Origin of the sequence: Mycobacterium sp., assembly GCF_052144515.1 — a bacterium.
Classification (GTDB): Bacteria; Actinomycetota; Actinomycetes; order Mycobacteriales; family Mycobacteriaceae; genus Mycobacterium.
In genome coordinates, this window is record NZ_JBKQQD010000147.1 from 57272 (window position 1) to 75377 (window position 18106).

At 68.3% G+C, this 18106-nt stretch carries 18 protein-coding genes and 2 pseudogenes; 14 read left to right on the forward strand and 6 right to left on the reverse strand.

What is annotated here, in order from left to right:
* Positions 1–130: 130 nt before the first annotated feature.
* From ACLP9N_RS08905 to ACLP9N_RS08915, 3 genes are read right to left on the reverse strand one after another with little or no spacing between them, the layout of a single operon-like run.
* Entirely contained in the window at positions 131–919 is a 789-nt protein-coding gene (locus ACLP9N_RS08905) for an alpha/beta fold hydrolase (RefSeq protein WP_442407054.1), read from the reverse strand.
* On the reverse strand, positions 916–1833 hold the full coding sequence (locus ACLP9N_RS08910; protein ID WP_442407114.1) for an o-succinylbenzoate synthase: 918 nt from the start codon (positions 1831–1833) through the stop codon (positions 916–918). Before ACLP9N_RS08910 ends, ACLP9N_RS08905 begins: the two co-directional genes overlap by 4 nt.
* 50 nt (positions 1834–1883) lie before the next feature.
* On the reverse strand, positions 1884–3488 hold the full coding sequence (locus tag ACLP9N_RS08915) for an amidohydrolase (protein WP_442407055.1): 1605 nt from the start codon (positions 3486–3488) through the stop codon (positions 1884–1886).
* 77 nt (positions 3489–3565) lie between these two features.
* Here ACLP9N_RS08915 and fadD8 point away from each other — a divergent pair, with 77 nt between their 5' ends.
* The gene (fadD8, locus tag ACLP9N_RS08920; protein ID WP_442407056.1) at positions 3566–5176 is read left to right on the forward strand and encodes a fatty-acid--CoA ligase FadD8; all 1611 of its coding nucleotides are present in this window, start codon (positions 3566–3568) and stop codon (positions 5174–5176) included.
* Between the two features lie 57 nt (positions 5177–5233).
* Here the strand turns inward: fadD8 and ACLP9N_RS08925 are convergent, their stop codons facing one another.
* Positions 5234–5794, reverse strand: coding sequence for a TetR/AcrR family transcriptional regulator (locus ACLP9N_RS08925; protein WP_442407057.1), 561 nt, complete (start codon positions 5792–5794; stop codon positions 5234–5236).
* Between the two features lie 94 nt (positions 5795–5888).
* On the opposite strand from ACLP9N_RS08925, the pseudogene ACLP9N_RS08930 reads away from it, so the two are divergent.
* The 13 genes and pseudogenes from ACLP9N_RS08930 to ACLP9N_RS08990 all read left to right on the forward strand — a co-directional run bounded on the left by ACLP9N_RS08930 (position 5889) and on the right by ACLP9N_RS08990 (position 16719).
* Positions 5889–6832 (forward strand): annotated as a pseudogene (locus tag ACLP9N_RS08930) (aldo/keto reductase).
* Between the two features lie 10 nt (positions 6833–6842).
* Positions 6843–7298: a nitroreductase family deazaflavin-dependent oxidoreductase gene (locus ACLP9N_RS08935; RefSeq protein ID WP_442407058.1), complete on the forward strand. Its 456-nt coding sequence runs from the start codon at positions 6843–6845 to the stop codon at positions 7296–7298.
* Positions 7299–7307: 9 nt separating this feature from the next.
* Complete coding sequence (locus ACLP9N_RS08940; protein ID WP_442407059.1) at positions 7308–7997, forward strand: hypothetical protein; 690 nt, start codon at positions 7308–7310, stop codon at positions 7995–7997.
* Complete coding sequence (locus tag ACLP9N_RS08945; RefSeq protein ID WP_442407060.1) at positions 7994–8896, forward strand: 1,4-dihydroxy-2-naphthoyl-CoA synthase; 903 nt, start codon at positions 7994–7996, stop codon at positions 8894–8896. The genes ACLP9N_RS08940 and ACLP9N_RS08945 overlap by 4 nt, the downstream gene beginning before the upstream one ends.
* 33 nt (positions 8897–8929) lie before the next feature.
* Positions 8930–9820 carry an SDR family oxidoreductase gene (locus ACLP9N_RS08950; protein WP_442407061.1) on the forward strand — a complete coding sequence of 297 codons (891 nt, stop codon included), beginning with the start codon at positions 8930–8932 and terminating at the stop codon, positions 9818–9820.
* A 15-nt stretch (positions 9821–9835) separates the two neighbouring features.
* Complete coding sequence (locus ACLP9N_RS08955; RefSeq protein ID WP_442407062.1) at positions 9836–10465, forward strand: maleylpyruvate isomerase family mycothiol-dependent enzyme; 630 nt, start codon at positions 9836–9838, stop codon at positions 10463–10465.
* 24 nt (positions 10466–10489) lie between these two features.
* The gene (locus ACLP9N_RS08960) at positions 10490–10897 is read left to right on the forward strand and encodes a VOC family protein (RefSeq protein WP_442407063.1); all 408 of its coding nucleotides are present in this window, start codon (positions 10490–10492) and stop codon (positions 10895–10897) included.
* A 97-nt stretch (positions 10898–10994) separates the two neighbouring features.
* Positions 10995–12227, forward strand: a complete 1233-nt coding sequence (locus tag ACLP9N_RS08965) for an anion permease (RefSeq protein WP_442407064.1) — start codon at positions 10995–10997, stop codon at positions 12225–12227.
* Positions 12227–12535 (forward strand): hypothetical protein, encoded by a 309-nt coding sequence (locus ACLP9N_RS08970; protein WP_442407065.1) that lies wholly within the window; start codon positions 12227–12229, stop codon positions 12533–12535. The genes ACLP9N_RS08965 and ACLP9N_RS08970 overlap by 1 nt, the downstream gene beginning before the upstream one ends.
* Positions 12536–12592: 57 nt before the next feature.
* On the forward strand, positions 12593–12895 hold the full coding sequence (locus tag ACLP9N_RS08975; protein WP_442407066.1) for a DUF3349 domain-containing protein: 303 nt from the start codon (positions 12593–12595) through the stop codon (positions 12893–12895).
* 68 nt (positions 12896–12963) lie between these two features.
* Positions 12964–14070, forward strand: a complete 1107-nt coding sequence (gene menE / locus ACLP9N_RS08980; RefSeq protein ID WP_442407115.1) for an o-succinylbenzoate--CoA ligase — start codon at positions 12964–12966, stop codon at positions 14068–14070.
* 11 nt (positions 14071–14081) lie between these two features.
* Positions 14082–15446 carry a hypothetical protein gene (locus ACLP9N_RS08985; protein WP_442407067.1) on the forward strand — a complete coding sequence of 455 codons (1365 nt, stop codon included), beginning with the start codon at positions 14082–14084 and terminating at the stop codon, positions 15444–15446.
* A 6-nt stretch (positions 15447–15452) separates the two neighbouring features.
* Positions 15453–16719: pseudogene (locus ACLP9N_RS08990) on the forward strand (APC family permease).
* A 71-nt stretch (positions 16720–16790) separates the two neighbouring features.
* Here the strand turns inward: ACLP9N_RS08990 and ACLP9N_RS08995 are convergent.
* Both ACLP9N_RS08995 and ACLP9N_RS09000 read right to left on the reverse strand, forming a co-directional pair.
* Positions 16791–17453, reverse strand: a complete 663-nt coding sequence (locus ACLP9N_RS08995) for a TIGR04282 family arsenosugar biosynthesis glycosyltransferase (protein ID WP_442407068.1) — start codon at positions 17451–17453, stop codon at positions 16791–16793.
* On the reverse strand, positions 17450–18103 hold the full coding sequence (locus tag ACLP9N_RS09000) for a glycosyltransferase family 2 protein (protein WP_442407116.1): 654 nt from the start codon (positions 18101–18103) through the stop codon (positions 17450–17452). Before ACLP9N_RS09000 ends, ACLP9N_RS08995 begins: the two co-directional genes overlap by 4 nt.
* Positions 18104–18106 lie beyond the last annotated feature (3 nt).

Sequence of the window (18106 nt, forward strand, 5' to 3'; positions counted from 1 at the left end):
TCTGGCGGGTGGGCATGTGCTTAATGTCCACCTACGAGCGACTCCGCGGCGGTCGGCTGTCGCTCGGAGGCGGACAATTTGCGTACCTGCCGACGCGGAGACTCGTGTGGCAGCTCTGACCAGCGCGATATCAGGCCTTGACGCTGGCGAAGAATTGCAGCACCGCGGCGTTGACGGCCTCCGGGCGTTCGAAGAAACCGAGATGACCGGCATCGGGTATTTGCAGGTAGCGACCCTTGGGCAGCGCGTCGGCGACTTCCCGTCCCAGGTGCGGCGGGGTCACCACGTCATCGGAGAAACCAATCACCAGTACCGGTGTGGCGATATTGCGGTAGGCGGGCAACCGGTTGGTCTGCGGGGCGGCGTCTAACTGGCAGCGCAGTCCCGGGGTGGACTTGATCGGCCACATGTTGAACATCGCGACCCAGTCGGCTATGGCCGCGTCGTCATTCAACGTCTTCCGCGAAAAGCTTTCCAGCAAACGCGATTTCGTTTCGTAGGCGGGCGGCAGCTGGATGCCCGCGGCATAGAGTTGCGCCTCGGCGTCATGAAAGGACTGGCGGGTGCGGTCCAGACGGCCGCGGGTGGCCATCAGCACCGCGGCGGTGACTAGCTCGGGCCGCGCCACCATGAGCTCCTGGGCGATGTACGAGCCCATCGACACCCCGACGATGCGCGCCGGGGCGGCGTCGAGAGATTCGATCAGCGCGGCGGTGTCGCCGACCATGGTTTGCGTCGTGAACCCCTCGGCGTTTTCGGTGGCCCCTATCCCGCGGTTGTCGAAGGTGATGCAGCGATATCCGGCCGCCAGGAACGCCGGGACCTGATGGGGTAGCCAGGTGCGTCCCGCGCCGCCGCGACCGGCGATGAAGACGACGGGCTCACCGGTCCCGCGGTCGTCGTAAGCCAGGTTGGTCACCCGCACGACGGTACAAGCAGCGGATAGCAATCCTTGACCCGGTCGATCCACCATTGCCGACGCTGGGGAGAGGCAGCGAGCGCCTGCAGCCGCGCCGGGTCGGGTGTCACCGGACCGACCGTTAGGTTGCCGTCCACCGGCGCAGCGGTCTGAGCGACATCTTCGACGAACAACCCGCCGGTGCCCAGCCCACAGGCGTGACCGAGTCGCGGCAGCGCCGCCGCGGCGGTCAATCCCTGGCTGATGCCGACGGCTGAATCGAGTGCGCTGGACACCACGACCGGGATGTCGATCTGCGCGGCGATGGCAAGCAGGGCCGAAACCCCGCCCAGCGGAGCAACTTTCAGCACCGCAATATCGGCGGCGTGCGCGCGGACGACGGCCAGCGGGTCGTCGGCCTTGCGGATGCTTTCGTCGGCGGCGATCGGGACCTCGATCCGCCGGCGCAGCTCGGCAAGTTCGTCAACGGTGGCGCAGGGTTGTTCGAGGTACTCCAGCGGGCCGTCGGCGGTCAGGGCGGCGGCGGCCTCGGCGGCTTCGTCGACGCTCCACCCGCCGTTGGCGTCCACCCGCACCGTCGGGACCAGTTCGCGGACCGCGTTGACGCGGTCGACGTCGTCAGCCAGCGCCTGACCGGGCTCGGCCACCTTCACCTTGGCGGTGCGGGCACCCGGGAACCGGGCCAGCACCTCTGCCACCTGGGCGGCCGCGACGGCCGGCACGGTGGCGTTGATCGGGATGCGGTCGCGCAGCAGCGGTGGCGGGCGACGGTAGGCGGCCTCGATTGCCGACGCCAGCCAGTGCGCGGCCTCAGGCGGTCGGTATTCGACGAATGCCCCGAACTCCCCCCAGCCTGCCGGGCCCTCGATCAGCGCGACCTCACGGGTGGTGATGCCGCGGAAACGCACACGCATCGGCAGCGCCACCACATGCAGGCGGTCGAGCAGGTCGTCCAGGGTGGGTGTCACTGGCGGTAAACCTGGCGGCCCGCCAGATACGTCGCGCGCACGTCGAGGTCGGCGATCTGCTCGGGCGGCACCTTGCGCGGGTCCGCGGACAGCACCACCATGTCCGCGTACTTGCCGACCTGCAGCGAGCCGACCACGTCGTCGGCGAACAACTGCCAGGCGGCGTCGATGGTCTGCGCGCGGATCGCCTGCTCGACCGTCAACCGCTCCTCGGGAGCCAGCACCCGCCCGCTCGGGGCTTTGCGCGTCGCGGCCACGCTGATGTTGCGCAGCGGCTCCTCGGGCGTCACCGGCGGATCGTTGTGCAGCGAGATGCGCATGCCGGTGGCGACCGCGGAACCCGCTGGCATCCAACGGGATCCGCGCTCGGGCCCGAACAGGCCGTCGACGATGACGTCACCCCAGTAGTGGATCTGGTCGACGAAGATGCTGCACGTGACGCCGAGGTCGGCGGCGCGCTGGAGTTGCTCGTCGCGGATGGCGCCGACGTGCTCGAGCCGCAGCCGGTGGTCGTCGCGCGGATTGCGTTGCAGCGCCTCCTCATACACGTCGAGGATGGTGTCGACGCCGGCGTCGCCCTGCACGTGACAGGCCATCTGCCAGCCCAATGGGTAGTAGGCGCCGACGATTTCTCTCAGCTGTTCGGCGGTGTAGTTGGCGCATCCGCAGGATCCGGGCGTCACTCCGATGGTGCGGGTCGCGGCGGTGTCCAGATAGGGGAAGGACAGCGCGATGTTGCCGACCCATGGTGAGCCGTCGACCCAGATCTTGATGCCGACCTGGCGCAGCATGTCGTCGCCCTGGCCGGGGGTGGCGGTGGTGGACATCTGCGGATTGGACACCTCGTAGGTCCGCAGCCGCACCGTGAGCTGCCCGCGCAACTGCTCGACCAGCGGCCGAAAGTTCGGGTCGAAAGCCATCTCCGAACAGGTGGTCAGCCCGGCTCGGTTAAGCCGGGCGCACTCGGCGAGCAGCATCGCGGGGTAATCGCTGGGCTCGATGGCACCGCCGATCAGCGGAAACACCGCGCCGATTTCCTCAGCGCTGCCGTCGAGTTCGCCGTCGGCGTCGCGGCCATATTTGGCGCCCTTCGGATCGGGGGTGTCGCGGGTCAGGCCGTTGAGGCGCGCGGCGCGTGAGTTGAAATACGCCTTGTGCCCGGAGTTGTGGATGATCACCAGCGGCCCGTCCGGTGCGATGTCGTCGAGCCAGCTCAGCGTCGGGTCCGGAAGTCCGGCCTGCAGCAGGGCGTCCCAGCCGTTGAGGTAAGCGCCGTCGGTTCCCCGCTGCGCGACCTCGCGGCGGACGGCGGCGACGACGTCGTCGGCGTCGGGCAGCGTCACCGGCCGGATGTCGACGATCCGGTCGGAGAGCGCGACCGCCTCCATCAGCGGATGGCCGTGTGCCTCAATGAATCCCGGCATGACGCAGCCGTCGCCGATATCGATGGTCTGGGTGCCGGCGCCAATGAGCCCCGCCACGTCGGACCGGTTGCCGACGGCGACGATTCGGCCATCGGCGACGGCGAGCGCCTCGGCGGTGGGCCGCTCCAGGTCGACGGTCAATACGGTTCCGGTGATAACGAGGTCTGCATCGGCCATGTAGAGGAATGCTAGTGACCGAGGGCGCGGCAGGGCCGAATTGCAAGCCGAATTGCAACACGTTCTAGTCTTGCCACATGAGTGACGAGACGCTGCGCCTCCCGACCCACAACGGCCACCTGCTGGTGGGCGCGCTCAAGCGGCACAAGAACAAGCCGGTGCTGTTCCTCGGTGACACCACGCTGACCGGTGGTCAGCTGGCCGAGCGGATCAGCCAGTACATCCAGGCGTTTGAGGCGCTGGGCGCGGGCACCGGGGTCACGGTGGGTCTGCTCTCGCTGAACCGTCCCGAGGTGCTGATGATCCTGGGCGCCGGGCAGACCCAGGGTTACCGGCGCACCGCCCTGCATCCGCTGGGGTCGCTGGACGACCACGCCTACGTGCTCTCCGACGCCGGTGCCAGCTCGCTGATCATCGATCCCAACCCGATGTTCGTCGAGCGGGCGTTGGGGTTGCTGGAGAAGGTGGACTCGCTCAAGCAGATCCTCACGATTGGGCCGGTGCCTGATGGCCTGAAAGGCCTAAAAGACCGAGCGGTGGACCTATCGGCGGAGGCGGCCAAGTACTCCCCGAAGCCGCTCGTCGTCGCGGATCTGCCGCCGGACCACATCGGCGGCCTGACCTACACCGGCGGCACCACCGGAAAGCCCAAGGGGGTGATTGGCACCACCGGAAACATCGCCGCCATGACACAGATCCAGCTATCCGAGTGGGAATGGCCGGAGAACCCGCGGTTCCTGATGATCACACCGCTTTCGCATGCCGGCGCAGCGTATTTCACGCCGACGCTGATCAAGGGCGGCGAAATGTACGTGCTGCCCAAGTTCGACCCTGCCGAGGTTCTGAAAACCATTGAGGAAAAGCAAATTACGGCCACGTTCGTGGTGCCGTCGATCCTGTACGCGTTGATGGACCACCCGGACTCGCACACCCGGGACCTGTCGTCGCTGGAGACCGTCTATTACGGCGCTTCCGCGATCAACCCGGTTCGGCTGGCCGAGGCCATCCGGCGGTTCGGACCGATCTTCGCCCAGTGTTACGGACAGTCCGAGGCACCGATGGCGATCACCTATCTGGCCAAGGGCGACCACGACGAGAAGCGGCTCACATCCTGCGGGCGCCCAACGCTGTTCGCGCGGGTAGCGCTGCTTGGCGAAGACGGCAAGCCGGTACCGCTTGGCGAGCCGGGCGAAATCTGTGTCAGCGGACCGCTTTTGGCCGGGGGCTACTGGAACCTGCCGGAGGCCACTGCTGACACCTTCAAAGACGGATGGCTGCACACCGGCGACATGGCCCGCGAGGACGAGGACGGCTTCTACTTCATCGTCGACCGGGTCAAGGACATGATCGTCACCGGCGGCTTCAACGTGTTCCCGCGCGAGGTCGAGGACGTCATCGCCGAGCATCCGGCCGTCGCGCAGGTGTGCGTGGTCGGGGCGCCCGACGAGAAGTGGGGCGAGGCCGTCACGGCGGTGGTGGTGCTGCGCGCCGACGCGGCCCGCGACGAGGCCGCGATCGAGACGATGACCGCCGAGATCCAGGCCGCGGTCAAGGACCGCAAGGGCTCGGTCCAGTCGCCCAAGCGGGTGGTGGTGGTCGACGCGCTGCCGCTGACCGGACTGGGCAAGCCGGACAAGAAGGCCGTGCGGGCACAGTTCTGGGAGGGCGCCGGCCGCGCCGTCGGCTAATTTATCTCCGCGAACGTGACGCTGCAGTCACGTTCGCGGCCCAGCGTGACTGTGGTGTCACGCTCGGCCGGGTTCGGCCACGCCGGCAGCCAATAGGTCGAGCATGCGGGCCGTCTGGTCGGGCGAACCGCTGGCCAAGAAGATGCCGATCAGGCTGGACACTACGTCGTCGGCTTGCACGTCGGAGCGCAGGGTCCCGTCATCGGCGCCGGCTCGCAGCAGCGCGTCCACCGCGCCGACGATGCTGTCGCGAGTCTGGCTGGGCTCCATGGCGCCGGAGTCGAAGATCGCGTGTAACGACTCGGCCATTCCGCGCTTGGCGGCCACGAAGCTTGCATAGCGGTCCATCCAGCGCCGCAGGGCGGTCTGGGGCGAATGCCGCTTGAGCAGCTGCTCGGCGGCCGCGGCCACTTCGGCGAGCTCGGCACGGTAAATCGCTTCGACAAGGGCCTCCCTGTTGGGGAAATGGCGGTAGAGCGTGCCGATCCCGACGCCGGCGTCGCGCGCAATGGACTCCAGCGACACCGGCCGCCGCTGCGCGGTGGCGAATGCGGCGGTCGCCACCTCGAGCAGCTTTTCGCGGTTCCGGCGCGCGTCGGACCGGCTTGGCTCGGCCAAAGCGGAGGTCCCTCCGTTTCTGCTATGCTCGAACAATCGGAGGGTCCTCCGCAATTTCTCCAGTGTGTCACGAAGTCCTATCAAGGGGAGCACCATGACGGACAATCCACACCCGGGCGGTGTCGACAGCATCGGCACGAGCACGGTTGCCCGAGTCGGCTACGGCGCAATGCAGCTGTTCGAAGCCTCGTCGTCGGAAGACGCCGCCGCTCTGCTGCGTCGCGCTGTCGAACTGGGCGTCAACCACATCGACACCGCGTCGTTTTATGGCCCCGGCGAGGTGAATCGCCGGATCCGCGCGGCGCTGGCCCCCTACCCGGACGACCTCGTCATCGTCAGCAAGGTTGGCGCGCGATACACCGGTGAAGATCCCATACCCCTGGCCTCCGCGCAGAAGCCCGCCGAACTTCGCGCGGCGGTCGAAGACGACCTACGCCAGCTCGGGCTCGACCGCGTACCGGTAGTGAATCTGCGGCGCCTCGACCTAGGACCCGGACTGGCCGCCGAGGGCGACCAGATCGTCGACCTCGACATCAACTGGCCGAGATGGTCGCGCTGCGCGACGAAGGCAAGATCGGCGCGATCGGGATGAGCAATGTGCCGCTCGAGATCTTGCAGCGCGCGTTGCCCGCGGACATCGTCTGCGTGCAGAACGCCTACAGCCTGCTTGACCGCAGCCACGAAGACATGCTCGATTCCTGTAAGGCTCAGGCCGGGGAAGAAATAGCGTGGGTGCCGTTCTTCCCGCTCGGATCCGCGTTCGCCGGCTTTCCCAGTGTCGCCGATAACGCGGTGGTGCAAGAGGTCGCCGGCGAACTCGGCGCCACACCCGCACAAGTCGGGCTGGCATGGCTGTTGGCCCACGCGCCCAACACATTGCTGATTCCGGGTACCCGCTCGATCGCTCACCTGGAGGAGAACGTCGACGCGGCCGGCGTTGCCCTGGACGACGACGCGCTCGCGCGGCTCGACGCGGTCAGCACACCGGAAGAAAGCCCGCGCTACCAGCATGGCATCGAGGCGTTTCAGGACAGGTAACGTCGCTGCCATGGGCAGTGACAAACGGGTCCGGCCGCCGTGGTGGCTCAAGCCGGCCAACAAGGTCTTCATCCAGATGTCACGACTGGGAATGAGTTTCGGCGGCGAAAGCCCGGTCGTGTTGACGGTGCCCGGCCGCAAGTCCGGCACTCCGCGGTCGACGCCGGTGACGCCGATGACGGTGGACGGCAAGCGTTATGTCGTCGGCGGCTTCCCCGGTGCGGATTGGGTGCAAAACGTCCGCGCCGCAGGCGAAGTCACGCTGCGCCGCGGCCGCACCACCGAGCGCGTGCGCATGGTGGAACTGTCCCCGGAGGACGCCAAGCCGCTACTGCGGGCGTTTCCCACCGAGGTGCCCACCGGTGTCGGTTTCATGAAGCGCTCCGGGCTCGTCAAGGACGGTCGCCCCGAGGAGTTCGAGGCGCTGGCCGGACGGTGCGCCGTCTTCCGCTTCGACCCGGTTTAGTCTCCGGAAATGCGACGTCTGCTCCTGGTCTCGCTGTTGGTGTCGGCCGCCTGGGCGGGCATCGCACCGGCGGCCAGGGCAGCGGGCGGCTGCCCGCCGGGCGGCACCCCACCCCCGGCCGGCGCGGCGCAACGCCAGGTCGCCAATCTTGACGGCGGCGACGGCCCGTCCACGTTGTGGGTGGCGCAGTTTCGGGACGGTGACGGCCATATCAATCGGGTGGTCGGCGTCACCACCGCAAGCCAGGCCAACTCCGACGCGCAGATCTCGTCGGCAAGCCCAATGCCGTTGACCGCCTTGGCTATTGACGCCCAAAACGACGGTGGCAACCAGATCATCGTCAGCGATGGCCGCAGCGCGCGGCTGTATACGTTCGCCGAATGCCGGCTGCAGGCTGTGGTAGACGGCGAGGGCGCGCCGTTCGTGTTCGATCTGCAGAACTTGCGCGACCACGGCACCGGTGTCGGTTGTAGCGACCTCGGCAACGGCCGGCGCCTGGTCGGCCTGCAGGCGCTGCAGACCAGTACCGGCCAGTGGACGGTGCGCCGCACCGAGATCGACGTGAACGGCACGCGGGCTACCATCGGGCGGTCCGATACCGTGGCAGCGACCTCCGCGCAGGACCCCGCGGTGACCTCGGCGCAGACAATCAGCTGCGGCGACCTCACCATCAGCAAGGATGGAGTTCAACAGCCTTGAGTGACAACCCCTTTGATGCTTCGGCATGGCGGCCCGTCGAGGGTTTCGGCGATCTGACCGACATCACCTACCACCGCCACGTCGAGGACGCCGCTGTACGGGTGGCGTTCAACCGGCCTGAGGTCCGCAACGCTTTCCGGCCGCACACCGTCGACGAGCTGTATAGGGTGCTCGACCACGCTCGGATGTCCCCCGATGTGGGCGTGGTGCTGCTGACCGGGAACGGGCCTTCGCCAAAAGACGGCGGCTGGGCGTTTTGCTCCGGCGGCGATCAGCGCATCCGCGGCCGCTCCGGCTACCAATACGCAAGCGGAGACACTACGGACACGGTTGACGCCGCCCGCGCCGGCAGGTTGCACATCCTCGAGGTGCAGCGCCTGATCCGGTTCATGCCCAAGGTCGTCATCTGCCTGGTCAACGGGTGGGCGGCCGGCGGCGGACACAGCCTGCATGTGGTCTGCGACCTCACCCTGGCCAGCCGCGAGCACGCCCGCTTCAAGCAGACCGACGCCGACGTCGGCAGCTTCGACGGCGGCTACGGCAGCGCGTATCTGGCCCGTCAGGTCGGCCAGAAGTTCGCCCGCGAAATCTTCTTCCTGGGCCGCAGCTATACCGCCGAGCAGATGCACCACATGGGCGCGGTCAACGAGGTCGTCGAGCACGGCGAGCTGGAGACGGTGGCTATGCAGTGGGCGGCCGAGATCAACGCGAAATCGCCTCAGGCACAACGGATGCTGAAGTACGCGTTCAATCTGCTCGACGACGGTCTGGTGGGTCAGCAGCTGTTCGCCGGTGAGGCGACCCGGCTGGCCTATATGACCGACGAGGCCGTCGAGGGCCGTGATGCCTTCTTGGAGAAGCGCCCCCCGGACTGGAGCCCGTTCCCGCGCTACTTCTGAGTTGCTTCTGAGGTGCTCCTAGACTCCCCAAGTGTGAGTAAGAGTCCGCTGCGGCGGTTCACCGATCAGATCGCACTGGCGAGCATGCGACCGCCTGCCGCCCCGCAATTACTGGTCAACCGACCCGCGATCAAACCCATCGAGCTCGCCGGTAAGCGCATCCTGCTGACCGGAGCGTCGACGGGCATCGGCGAGGCCGCGGCTGAACAGTTCGCCCGTCAGGGCGCCACCGTCGTCGCCGTCGCTCGCCGTCAGGACCTACTGGACGAGCTGGCGGACCGGATCACGGCGGGGGGCGGCACGGCGATGTCGATCCCGTGTGACCTCTCGGACATGGACGCCGTCGACGCTCTGGTCGCCGACGTGCAGAAGCGCATCGGCGGGGTGGACATTTTGATCAACAACGCCGCCCGATCGATCCGCCGACCGCTGGCCGAGTCGCTGGAACGCTGGCACGACGTCGAGCGGACCATGGTGCTCAACTACTACGCGCCGCTGCGGCTGATCCGCGGGTTTGCACCCGGAATGCTCGAGCGCGGCGACGGCCACATCATCAACGTCACCACCTGGGGCGTGCTGTCGGAGGCGGCGCCGCTGTTCTCGGTGTACAACGCATCCAAGGCCGCACTGTCGGCGGTGAGCCGAATCGCCGAGACCGAGTGGGGCCCGAAGGGCGTGCATTCGACGACGCTGTACTACCCGCTGGTGGCCACCCCGATGATCGCACCGACGAAGGCCTACGACGGAATGCCCGCCCTGACGCCGGAAGAGGCCGCCGACTGGATGGTCACCGCCGCCCGGACTCGGCCGGTGCGGATTGCGCCGCGTATGGCGATCGCGGCCAGGGCGCTGGACACCATCGGCCCCCGCTTGGTGAACACGCTCATGCAGCGGCGCGGCGACCAACTCGACAAGCGTCACTGACTACGGGAGGGCGCTGTGATTGGCATCTGGACCACCATCGCGGCCGAGCGCGGTGCGCTCGCCGACGACCTCGCCAACCTGACGCCGGCGCAATGGGAAACACCGTCACTGTGCCCGGGGTGGACGGTCCGCGACATCGTCGCGCATCTGTCGGCAACCGCCTCGCTGAATCCGGCCACGTTCTTTCTCGAAATGCTCAAGTCCGGGTTCAACTTCGGCAGGTTCGCCGATGCTCAGATCGCCAAGCACCGCGGCACCGACCCGGCCGCCACCCTGAGCGAGTTCCGCGGCCTGCAGAATTCCACCTCCGCACCGCCCGGCCCGAAAACCTCCTGGCTTGGTGAGGTAGTGATCCACGGCGCCGACGTCCGGCGCCCGCTGGGCATCCCGCACACCTACCCGCCGAACGCGATTCGCGAGGTGATCGACTTCTACAAGGGCTCCAACATGCTCATCGGCGCCAAGAACCGCATCACCGGGCTTGCCCTGAAAGCCACCGACGACGATTGGCAGCATGGGCAGGGCGAGGCGGTCGAGGGACCACTGCTGTCGCTGCTGTTGGCCATGACCGGCCGCGGCGCGGCCTGCGACGACCTCGCCGGTCCCGGCGTGCAGACCCTGCGCGGCCGGTGTGTGGCGAAATGACCGCGACGTGATAGACACAAGGCCATGGAGATCCTGGCCAGCCGGATGCTGCTCCGACCGACGGACTATGAGCGGTCGTTGAGCTTCTACCGCGATCAGATCGGGCTGGCGATCGCCCGGGAATACGGTGCGGGCACAGTGTTTTTCGCCGGCCAGTCGCTGGTGGAACTCGCCGGCTACGGCTCGCCCGACCATTCCCGGGGCCCCTTCCCCGGCGCACTGTGGCTTCAGGTCCGCGACCTGCTCGCGACCCAGGCCGAGCTGCAAGGCCGCGGGGTGTCGATCGCCCGCGAGGCGCGCCGCGAATCATGGGGTCTGCGCGAGATGCACGTGACCGATCCGGATGGAATAACCTTAATTTTCGTCGAGGTTCCGGGCGACCATCCGCTGCGCCGAGACACCCGGGGTGAACGTCGGGGAACGGCCGGTTAACTGGAAGGTAACATCTGGCGACGACTCGCGGTCTACCTGCGATTCGCCTATTTCTCTATTCGACAAGCGAATACCCCTACTACGAGAATCAGGCGCTGTGAACATCAACTTGTTCCTCTTGATCATTGTTGTCATCACGGCACTGGCATTCGACTTCACTAACGGATTCCACGACACCGGCAACGCCATGGCGACCTCGATCGCCAGCGGCGCACTGGCGCCCAAGGCAGCGGTCGCACTGTCCGCGGTACTCAACCTGGTGGGCGCGTTCATGTCCACGGCCGTGGCGGCCACGATCGCCAAGGGCCTCATCGAGTCCAGCATCGTGACACTGGAACTGGTGTTCGCCGGCCTGGTCGGCGGCATCGTCTGGAACCTGCTCACCTGGCTCCTCGGTATCCCCTCGAGTTCCTCGCACGCGCTGATCGGCGGCATCGTGGGCGCCACCATGGCTGCCGTGGGGGCACACGGGGTGATCTGGAAGAACATCGTCTCCAAGGTGCTCATCCCGGCCGTCGTCGCTGCGATCCTGGCCGTCCTTGTCGGGGCGATCGCCACCTGGCTGGTCTACCGGATTACCCGCGGTGTCCCGGAAAAGCGCTCCGAGGCCGGGTTCCGCTACGGCCAGTGGGGCTCGGCCTCGCTGGTTTCGCTGGCGCACGGCACCGGCGACGCCCAGAAGACGATGGGCATCATCTTCTTGGCGCTGATGTCTTTCGGGTCGATCAGTAAGACAGCCTCCATGCCGCCGTTCTGGGTCATCCTGGCTTGCGCCCTAGCAATGGCCATGGGCACATACCTGGGCGGCTGGCGGATCATCCGCACCCTGGGCAAGGGACTCGTGGAGATCAAGTCTCCGCAGGGCATGGCCGCCGAATCGTCCTCGGCCGCCGTCATTTTGCTGTCCACCCACTTCGGGTACGCGCTGTCGACGACGCAGGTCTGCACCGGCTCGGTGCTGGGCAGCGGGCTGGGCAAACCCGGCGGCGAGGTGCGCTGGGGCGTCGCCGGCCGGATGGCGACCGCGTGGGTGGTCACGCTTCCGCTGGCCGGTTTGGTCGGGGCGATCACCTACTGGATCGTGCACCTCATCGGCGGATACCCCGGCGCCATCATCGGCTTCTCGCTGTTGGTCGCCGTCTCTGCCGCCATCTACATCCGGTCGCGCAAGGTCAAGGTCGACCACAAGAACGTCAACGAAGACTGGGAAGGCAGCCTGACCGCCGGGCTCGAAGGGGACGACAGCACGGCGTCCGAAAAGGTGGGCACCGGGCCCCGGTCCGGCTCCGGCCCTGACTCTGAGGACACCCTGACGACGAGGAGCGCCTGATGCACCACGGTGGTTTTAGCGACTGGTTCAACTACCAGGCCAGCCTGAAGATCCTGCTTTTCAGCATGCTGGCCGGGGCCGCGCTGCCGGGGCTGTTCGCACTGGGGCTGCGGCTGCACGCCGTCGGCTCCGGATACGTGCCCACCAGCGGCGGCAGCACACCTCAGCGCAACCCGCTGCTGGTTGGCATCGCGTGGGTGATTTACGCGACGGTGGTCGCGGTGATTCTCTTCGCCCTGCTGTATATCACCCGAGACTTCATCGCTCACCACACGCACTCCCACTTCCTGGGAGCGAAACCGACGTAGCATCTGAAGCGTGCTCGTCCACCCGATTGCCGAACCCCCTCGTGGAGGGAAAGCAAAGTGAACGGATTCCTCAGCTCAGTTGTTTCATGGTTGCGCGCCGGATATCCGGAAGGCGTTCCACCGACGGACACCTTCGCGGTGCTCGCCCTGCTGACCCGGCGGTTGAGCAACGACGAAGTCAAAATCGTGGCCAATGAACTGACGCGGCGCGGCGAGTTCGACAAGGTCGACATCGGTGTGCTGATCAGTAAGCTCACCGACGAGCTGCCGTCGGACGAGGACATCGAGCGAGTGCGCACCCGGTTGGCGGCCAAGGGCTGGCCGCTCGATGATCCGCACGACAGTGGAGACCCCGCATAGCCGTACTGCGTGCGCTACGCGTCCCGCCGGGCCGTGCGGCCGCGTTGCTGTCGCCCACCCTGGAACGGGTGCTGGATGGCCGTGATCCCGCGCTGGTCGCCGTCCCCGACGACCGAGATTGCGAATCCACGCTGCGTGCTTTGCGGGTGGGGTCCGAGATAGACGACGACGTGGCGCTGGTGGTGACGACATCGGGAACCACCGGCGCACCCAAGGGTGCCATGCTGACCGCCGCCGCCCTGACTGCCAGCGCATTGGCCACCCACCAGCGTCTCGGCGGACCGGGAAGCTGGCTGCTGGCCCTGCCGCCGCACCACATCGCCGGTCTGCAGGTGCTGGTGCGCAGCGTGCTCGCCGGCACCGTACCGGTCGAGCTCGACGTCACAAATGCGTCCAGGGGGTTTGACGTCGCCGAATTGCCCGGCGCCGTGGGCCAATTGGGCTCCGGCCGGCGATACGCGTCGCTGGTGGCTGCCCAGCTGGCCAAGGCGCTCACCGACCCGGCGGCCGCGGCGGCGCTCGCCGAATTGGACGCCGTGCTGATCGGCGGCGGACCGGCTCCCCGGCCGATCCTCGACGCCGCCGCAGCCGCCGGCATAGCGGTGGTCCGCACCTACGGGATGAGCGAGACCGCGGGGGGCTGCGTCTACGACGGTGTCCCACTCAACGGCGTCCGGCTGCGCGTGCTGCCCGATGGGCGCATCGCGATCGGCGGCGCGACGCTAGCCAAGGGCTATCGCAACCCCGTCGTCCCCGACCCGTTCGCCGAACCGGGCTGGTTCTACACCGCCGACCTGGGCACCTTGGATACTTCAGCTGATTCGGGCGTGCTGACCGTGCTGGGCCGCGCCGACGACGCGATCAGCACCGGCGGGTTGACCGTACTGCCCCAGCCCGTCGAGGCCGCGCTGTGCGCGCACCCGGCCGTCGGCGACTGTGCGGTGTTCGGACTCGACGACGACCGGCTGGGTCAGCGGGTGGTCGCCGCGGTTGTGGTGACCGACGGCTGCGCTCCTCCGACGCTGGACACGCTGCGCGCCGCGGTGACCCGCACGCTGGACGCCACCGCCGCGCCCCGCGAGTTGCACATCGTTGACGCACTACCGCGGCGCGGCATCGGCAAGGTCGACCGGGCGGCCCTGGTGCGCCGATTCGCCAGTGCGGGCGATCAATAGGCTGGTCGATCGTGAGGATTGCGCGACGGGAGGCCTTTCCTGAGATAGGAGCCGTCGCGGTCGCGGTCGTCCTGGTGGTGGCCGCGTTCGTACTGCCCCGGCTGAACTGGGGCGTCAACCCGCGGAGCGATATCGGGCTGGAGCGCTTCGGCACGCATGCCGGTGCCGCACCGATCTTCGGCTACTGGGACATCCACACCGGCTGGGGCACCATACCGGCGATCGTCATCGCAGTAGCCGCAGTGATGTGGGGACCTGCTGTGGTACAACGCCTTTCGTGGCGGTTGCTGACGCTGGGCACCTGGGCCACTGCCTGCGGGTGGGCCTTTTCGCTGGCGATGATCGATGGCTGGCAGCGCGGCTTCGCCGGCCGGTTGACCACTCGCGACGAGTATCTGTCGCAGGTTCCGGGTGTCACCGACATTGCGGCCACGGTGCGGACGTTCTCCAGACGGATCCTCGATTTTCAGCCCGACTCCTGGACCACGCACGTCTCGGGCCATCCGCCGGGAGCGCTGCTGACGTTCGTGTGGCTGGACCGGATCGGCCTGCACGGCGGCGCCTGGGCCGGGTTGCTGTGCCTGTTGGTCGGCTCCAGCGCGGCGGCCGCCGTGGTGATTGCCGTCCGCGCGCTGGCCGACGAACAAACCGCGCGGCGGGCCGCGCCGTTCGTCGCGGTGGCACCGACGGCGATCTGGGTGGCGGTGTCGGCCGACGGGTATTTCGCGGGGGTCGCGGCGTGGGGTATCGCACTGTTGGCGGTGGCGGTGCACCGCCCGGTTCGGTTTCCCGCACTGGTCGGCGCCGGCGCTGGTCTGTTGCTCGGCTGGGGGGTCTTCCTCAGTTACGGCCTGATGCTGATGGGGCTTCCGGCGCTGGCGGTGCTGGTGTCCGCCCCCGGCTGGCGGGCGGCCCTGCGGGCACTGGGCCCCGCTGCCCTGGCCGCGGTGGCGGTCGCGGTGGCCTTCGCCGTTGCCGGGTTTTACTGGTTCGACGGCTACACCCTTGTGCAGCAACGCTATTGGCAGGGCGTCGCCAAGGACCGGCCGTTCCAGTATTGGGGCTGGGCCAATCTGGCGTGCGTGGTGTGCGCGATCGGGCTCGGCAGCGTCGCGGGAATCGGCAGGGTGTTCGACCGGGCCGCCATCCGCCGCCGATCGGGTTTTAACTTGCTGCTGCTGGCAATGCTGGCTGTCATCGTGTGCGCCGATTTGAGCATGCTGAGCAAGGCCGAGACGGAACGGATCTGGCTGCCCTTCACCATCTGGCTCACCGCGGCGCCCGCGCTGCTGCGGGTGCGCTCACACCGTCTGTGGCTCGCGGTCAATGCCGCCGGGGCCCTGTTACTGAACAGCGTCATCTTCACGAATTGGTGATCGGACATGAAAGAACCCGCAGAACCTGCCCTGGAACGTCGGCTCGGCACGGCAGACGCCGTGGTGATCAGACTGGGATCGATGATCGGCGCCGGGGTGTTCTCGGCGTTCGGCCCGGCGGCCCGGGCGGCCGGCGCCGGCCTGCGGATCGGGCTGGTGCTCGCCGCGGCGATCGCCTACTGCAACGCCACCGCCTCGGCGCAACTGGCCGCGGTCTACCCCCACCTCGGGCGGCACGTACATCTACGGGCGTGAACGCCTGGGCCCGTGGTGGGGCTTCATCGCCGGCTGAGGGTTTGTGATCGGCAAGACCGCCTCGTGCGCGGCGATGGCGCTGACCTTCGCCAGCTACGCGATCCCCGGCCCAGGAACACCCGAGTGGTTGCAGCGAATTGCCGCGGTCGCCGCCGTGGTGGCGCTGAGCGCGCTGAATTACCGCGGGGTTACCAAGACCGCGGTGCTGGCCCGAATATTGTTGGCGTGCACGCTGATTGCGCTGACCGCATTCGTGGTGGGCATCGCGCTGGCCAAGCCGTCACATGTGAGCCTCGGCGTCTGGACGACCGCTCCGCTTTACGGCGTGCTGCAGTCGGCCGGTCTGCTGTTTTTCGCGTTTGCCGGATATGCGCGGATCGCGACGATGGGCGAAGAGGTCCGCGAGCCGGCCCGCACCATCCCCAGGGCGATCACCCTCGCGCTGGTGATCGCGGTGGTCATCTATCTCGTCGTCGGGGTGGCCGCGCTGCTGGCCGCCGGGCCGGACCGGCTCGCCCGCGCCGCTGCGCCACTGACCGAGGCGGTGCGGGCCGTTGGTGCGACAGCCCTGGTTCCCGTGCTGGCGGCCGGGGGTGCGCTGGCCAGCCTCGGTGCGCTGCTGGCCCTGATCGCCGGCCTCGGGCGCACCACGCTGGCGATGGCCCGGAATCGAGACCTGCCTTCCTGGCTGGCGGCTGTTCACCCACGCCACCGGGTACCGCACCACGCCGAGATCGCGCTCGGCGTGGTGGTCTGCGTTTTGGTGGCCACCGTGGACCTGCGCGGGGTGATCGGCTTCTCGTCGTTCGGGGTGTTGATCTACTACGCGATCGCGAACGCGGCCGCCTACACGCTGCCCGAACCCGGGCGCTGGGCCCGGGTTCGGGACGTCTGCGGGGTCGCGGGCTGTCTGCTGCTGGTCGCCACCTTGCCGTGGCAATCGGCGGTCGCCGGGCTGGGCATGTTCGCTATCGGGATCGCCGGGCGCGCGCTCGTGCTGCGCCGACGGGTCAGCTAGCGCTTACCGCGGGCAGACACAAAAGCGCCCAATTTCGGCCCGCATTGGGGGCTTTCGCGACTGCTCGCCAGTTAGAGTCCGACCGCGCGGGTGACCCGCGCGAACCGGCTGCCCGGTCGGCAGGCATCGCGAACCGCGGCGACGTCGTCGACGACGTCGAAGTCGGCCAGCTGCTGCACAGGCGCCACGTCGATACCGCTGTCGCGCAGCGCCTTTAACGTGAGCACTCCGGTGTCGGGCCGGGACATCGGGACGGCGCGCAGGCAGTCGGCGGTCGCCGGCGTCCTGACCCCGAGCACCCACCAGCCGCCGTCGCGCGCCAACCCGAGCACGGCCGGCGTCTCGAGCAGCCGGCCCGCGCAACTGGCCAGCAGTTCGGCGGTCACCTGCGGGGTGTCCATCCCGATTTGCAGCACCGGATCCCCGTCAGCCGCGTCGGCGTGCGCGTTGGCGAGCCGATCGGCGAAGCTGTCGCCGCGCTGCTCGATCACCGTGAACGCCTCGAGGCGATGCCGGATCTCGGTGGCGCCGGCGGCGCCGTCCAGGTCGCCGGTAAGCGCCACCACCCGCGCGGCGACCGGCGCGGCGGCCACCGCGTCCAAGGTGTCCAGCAGCGCGGCGGCGGCGATGTCGGCGGCGACCCGATCGCCGACAGTGGCGGCCAGCCGCGTCTTGGCCCGGCCGGGTTCCGGCGCCTTGGCAACCACCAGCAGGGTCACCGGCAACCCGGTCACGAAATCACCTTCCAGAAGTCCAGGATCGCGGTGACGCTGCCCCGCAGTGAACCGCTGACCTTCGACTTGCCGCCCGTCCTGGGCCCGTAGCTCACGTCGAGCTCGACCACGTGCCAGCCCGCAGCCGCGGCGCGGACCAGCAGCTCTAGCGGATACCCCGACCGTCGATCCTCGACGCCGAGATTCAGCAGCGCTTCGCGCCGGGCCACCCGCATCGGCGCGATGTCGTGCACCGGCAGGCCGTGCCGGGTGCGCAGCCGCCAGCTCATCACCACGGTGCCCACCCGGGCGACCCACGGCCAGTGCAGGCCGGGCACCGGCCGCCGCCGCCCGATCACCAGGTCGGCGCCCCCGTCGAGAGCATCGACCAGCCGCGGCAAGTCACCGGCGTCCATCGACCCGTCGGCGTCGATGACCGCCACGATCGGGGTCGTCGCGGCGACAACACCCGCGTGCACCGCCGAGCCGTAGCCGGGCCGCGGTTCGGCAACCACCCGGGCGCCGTGGCGTTGGGCGACCGCGGCGGTGTCATCGGTGCTGTTGTTGTCGACCACCAGCGCGTGATAGCCGGCGGGTACGGCCGCCAGCACCGCCGGCAGCGACTCCTCCTCGTTGAGGCACGGCAGCACCACGGTGACGGCATCGGGCATGGC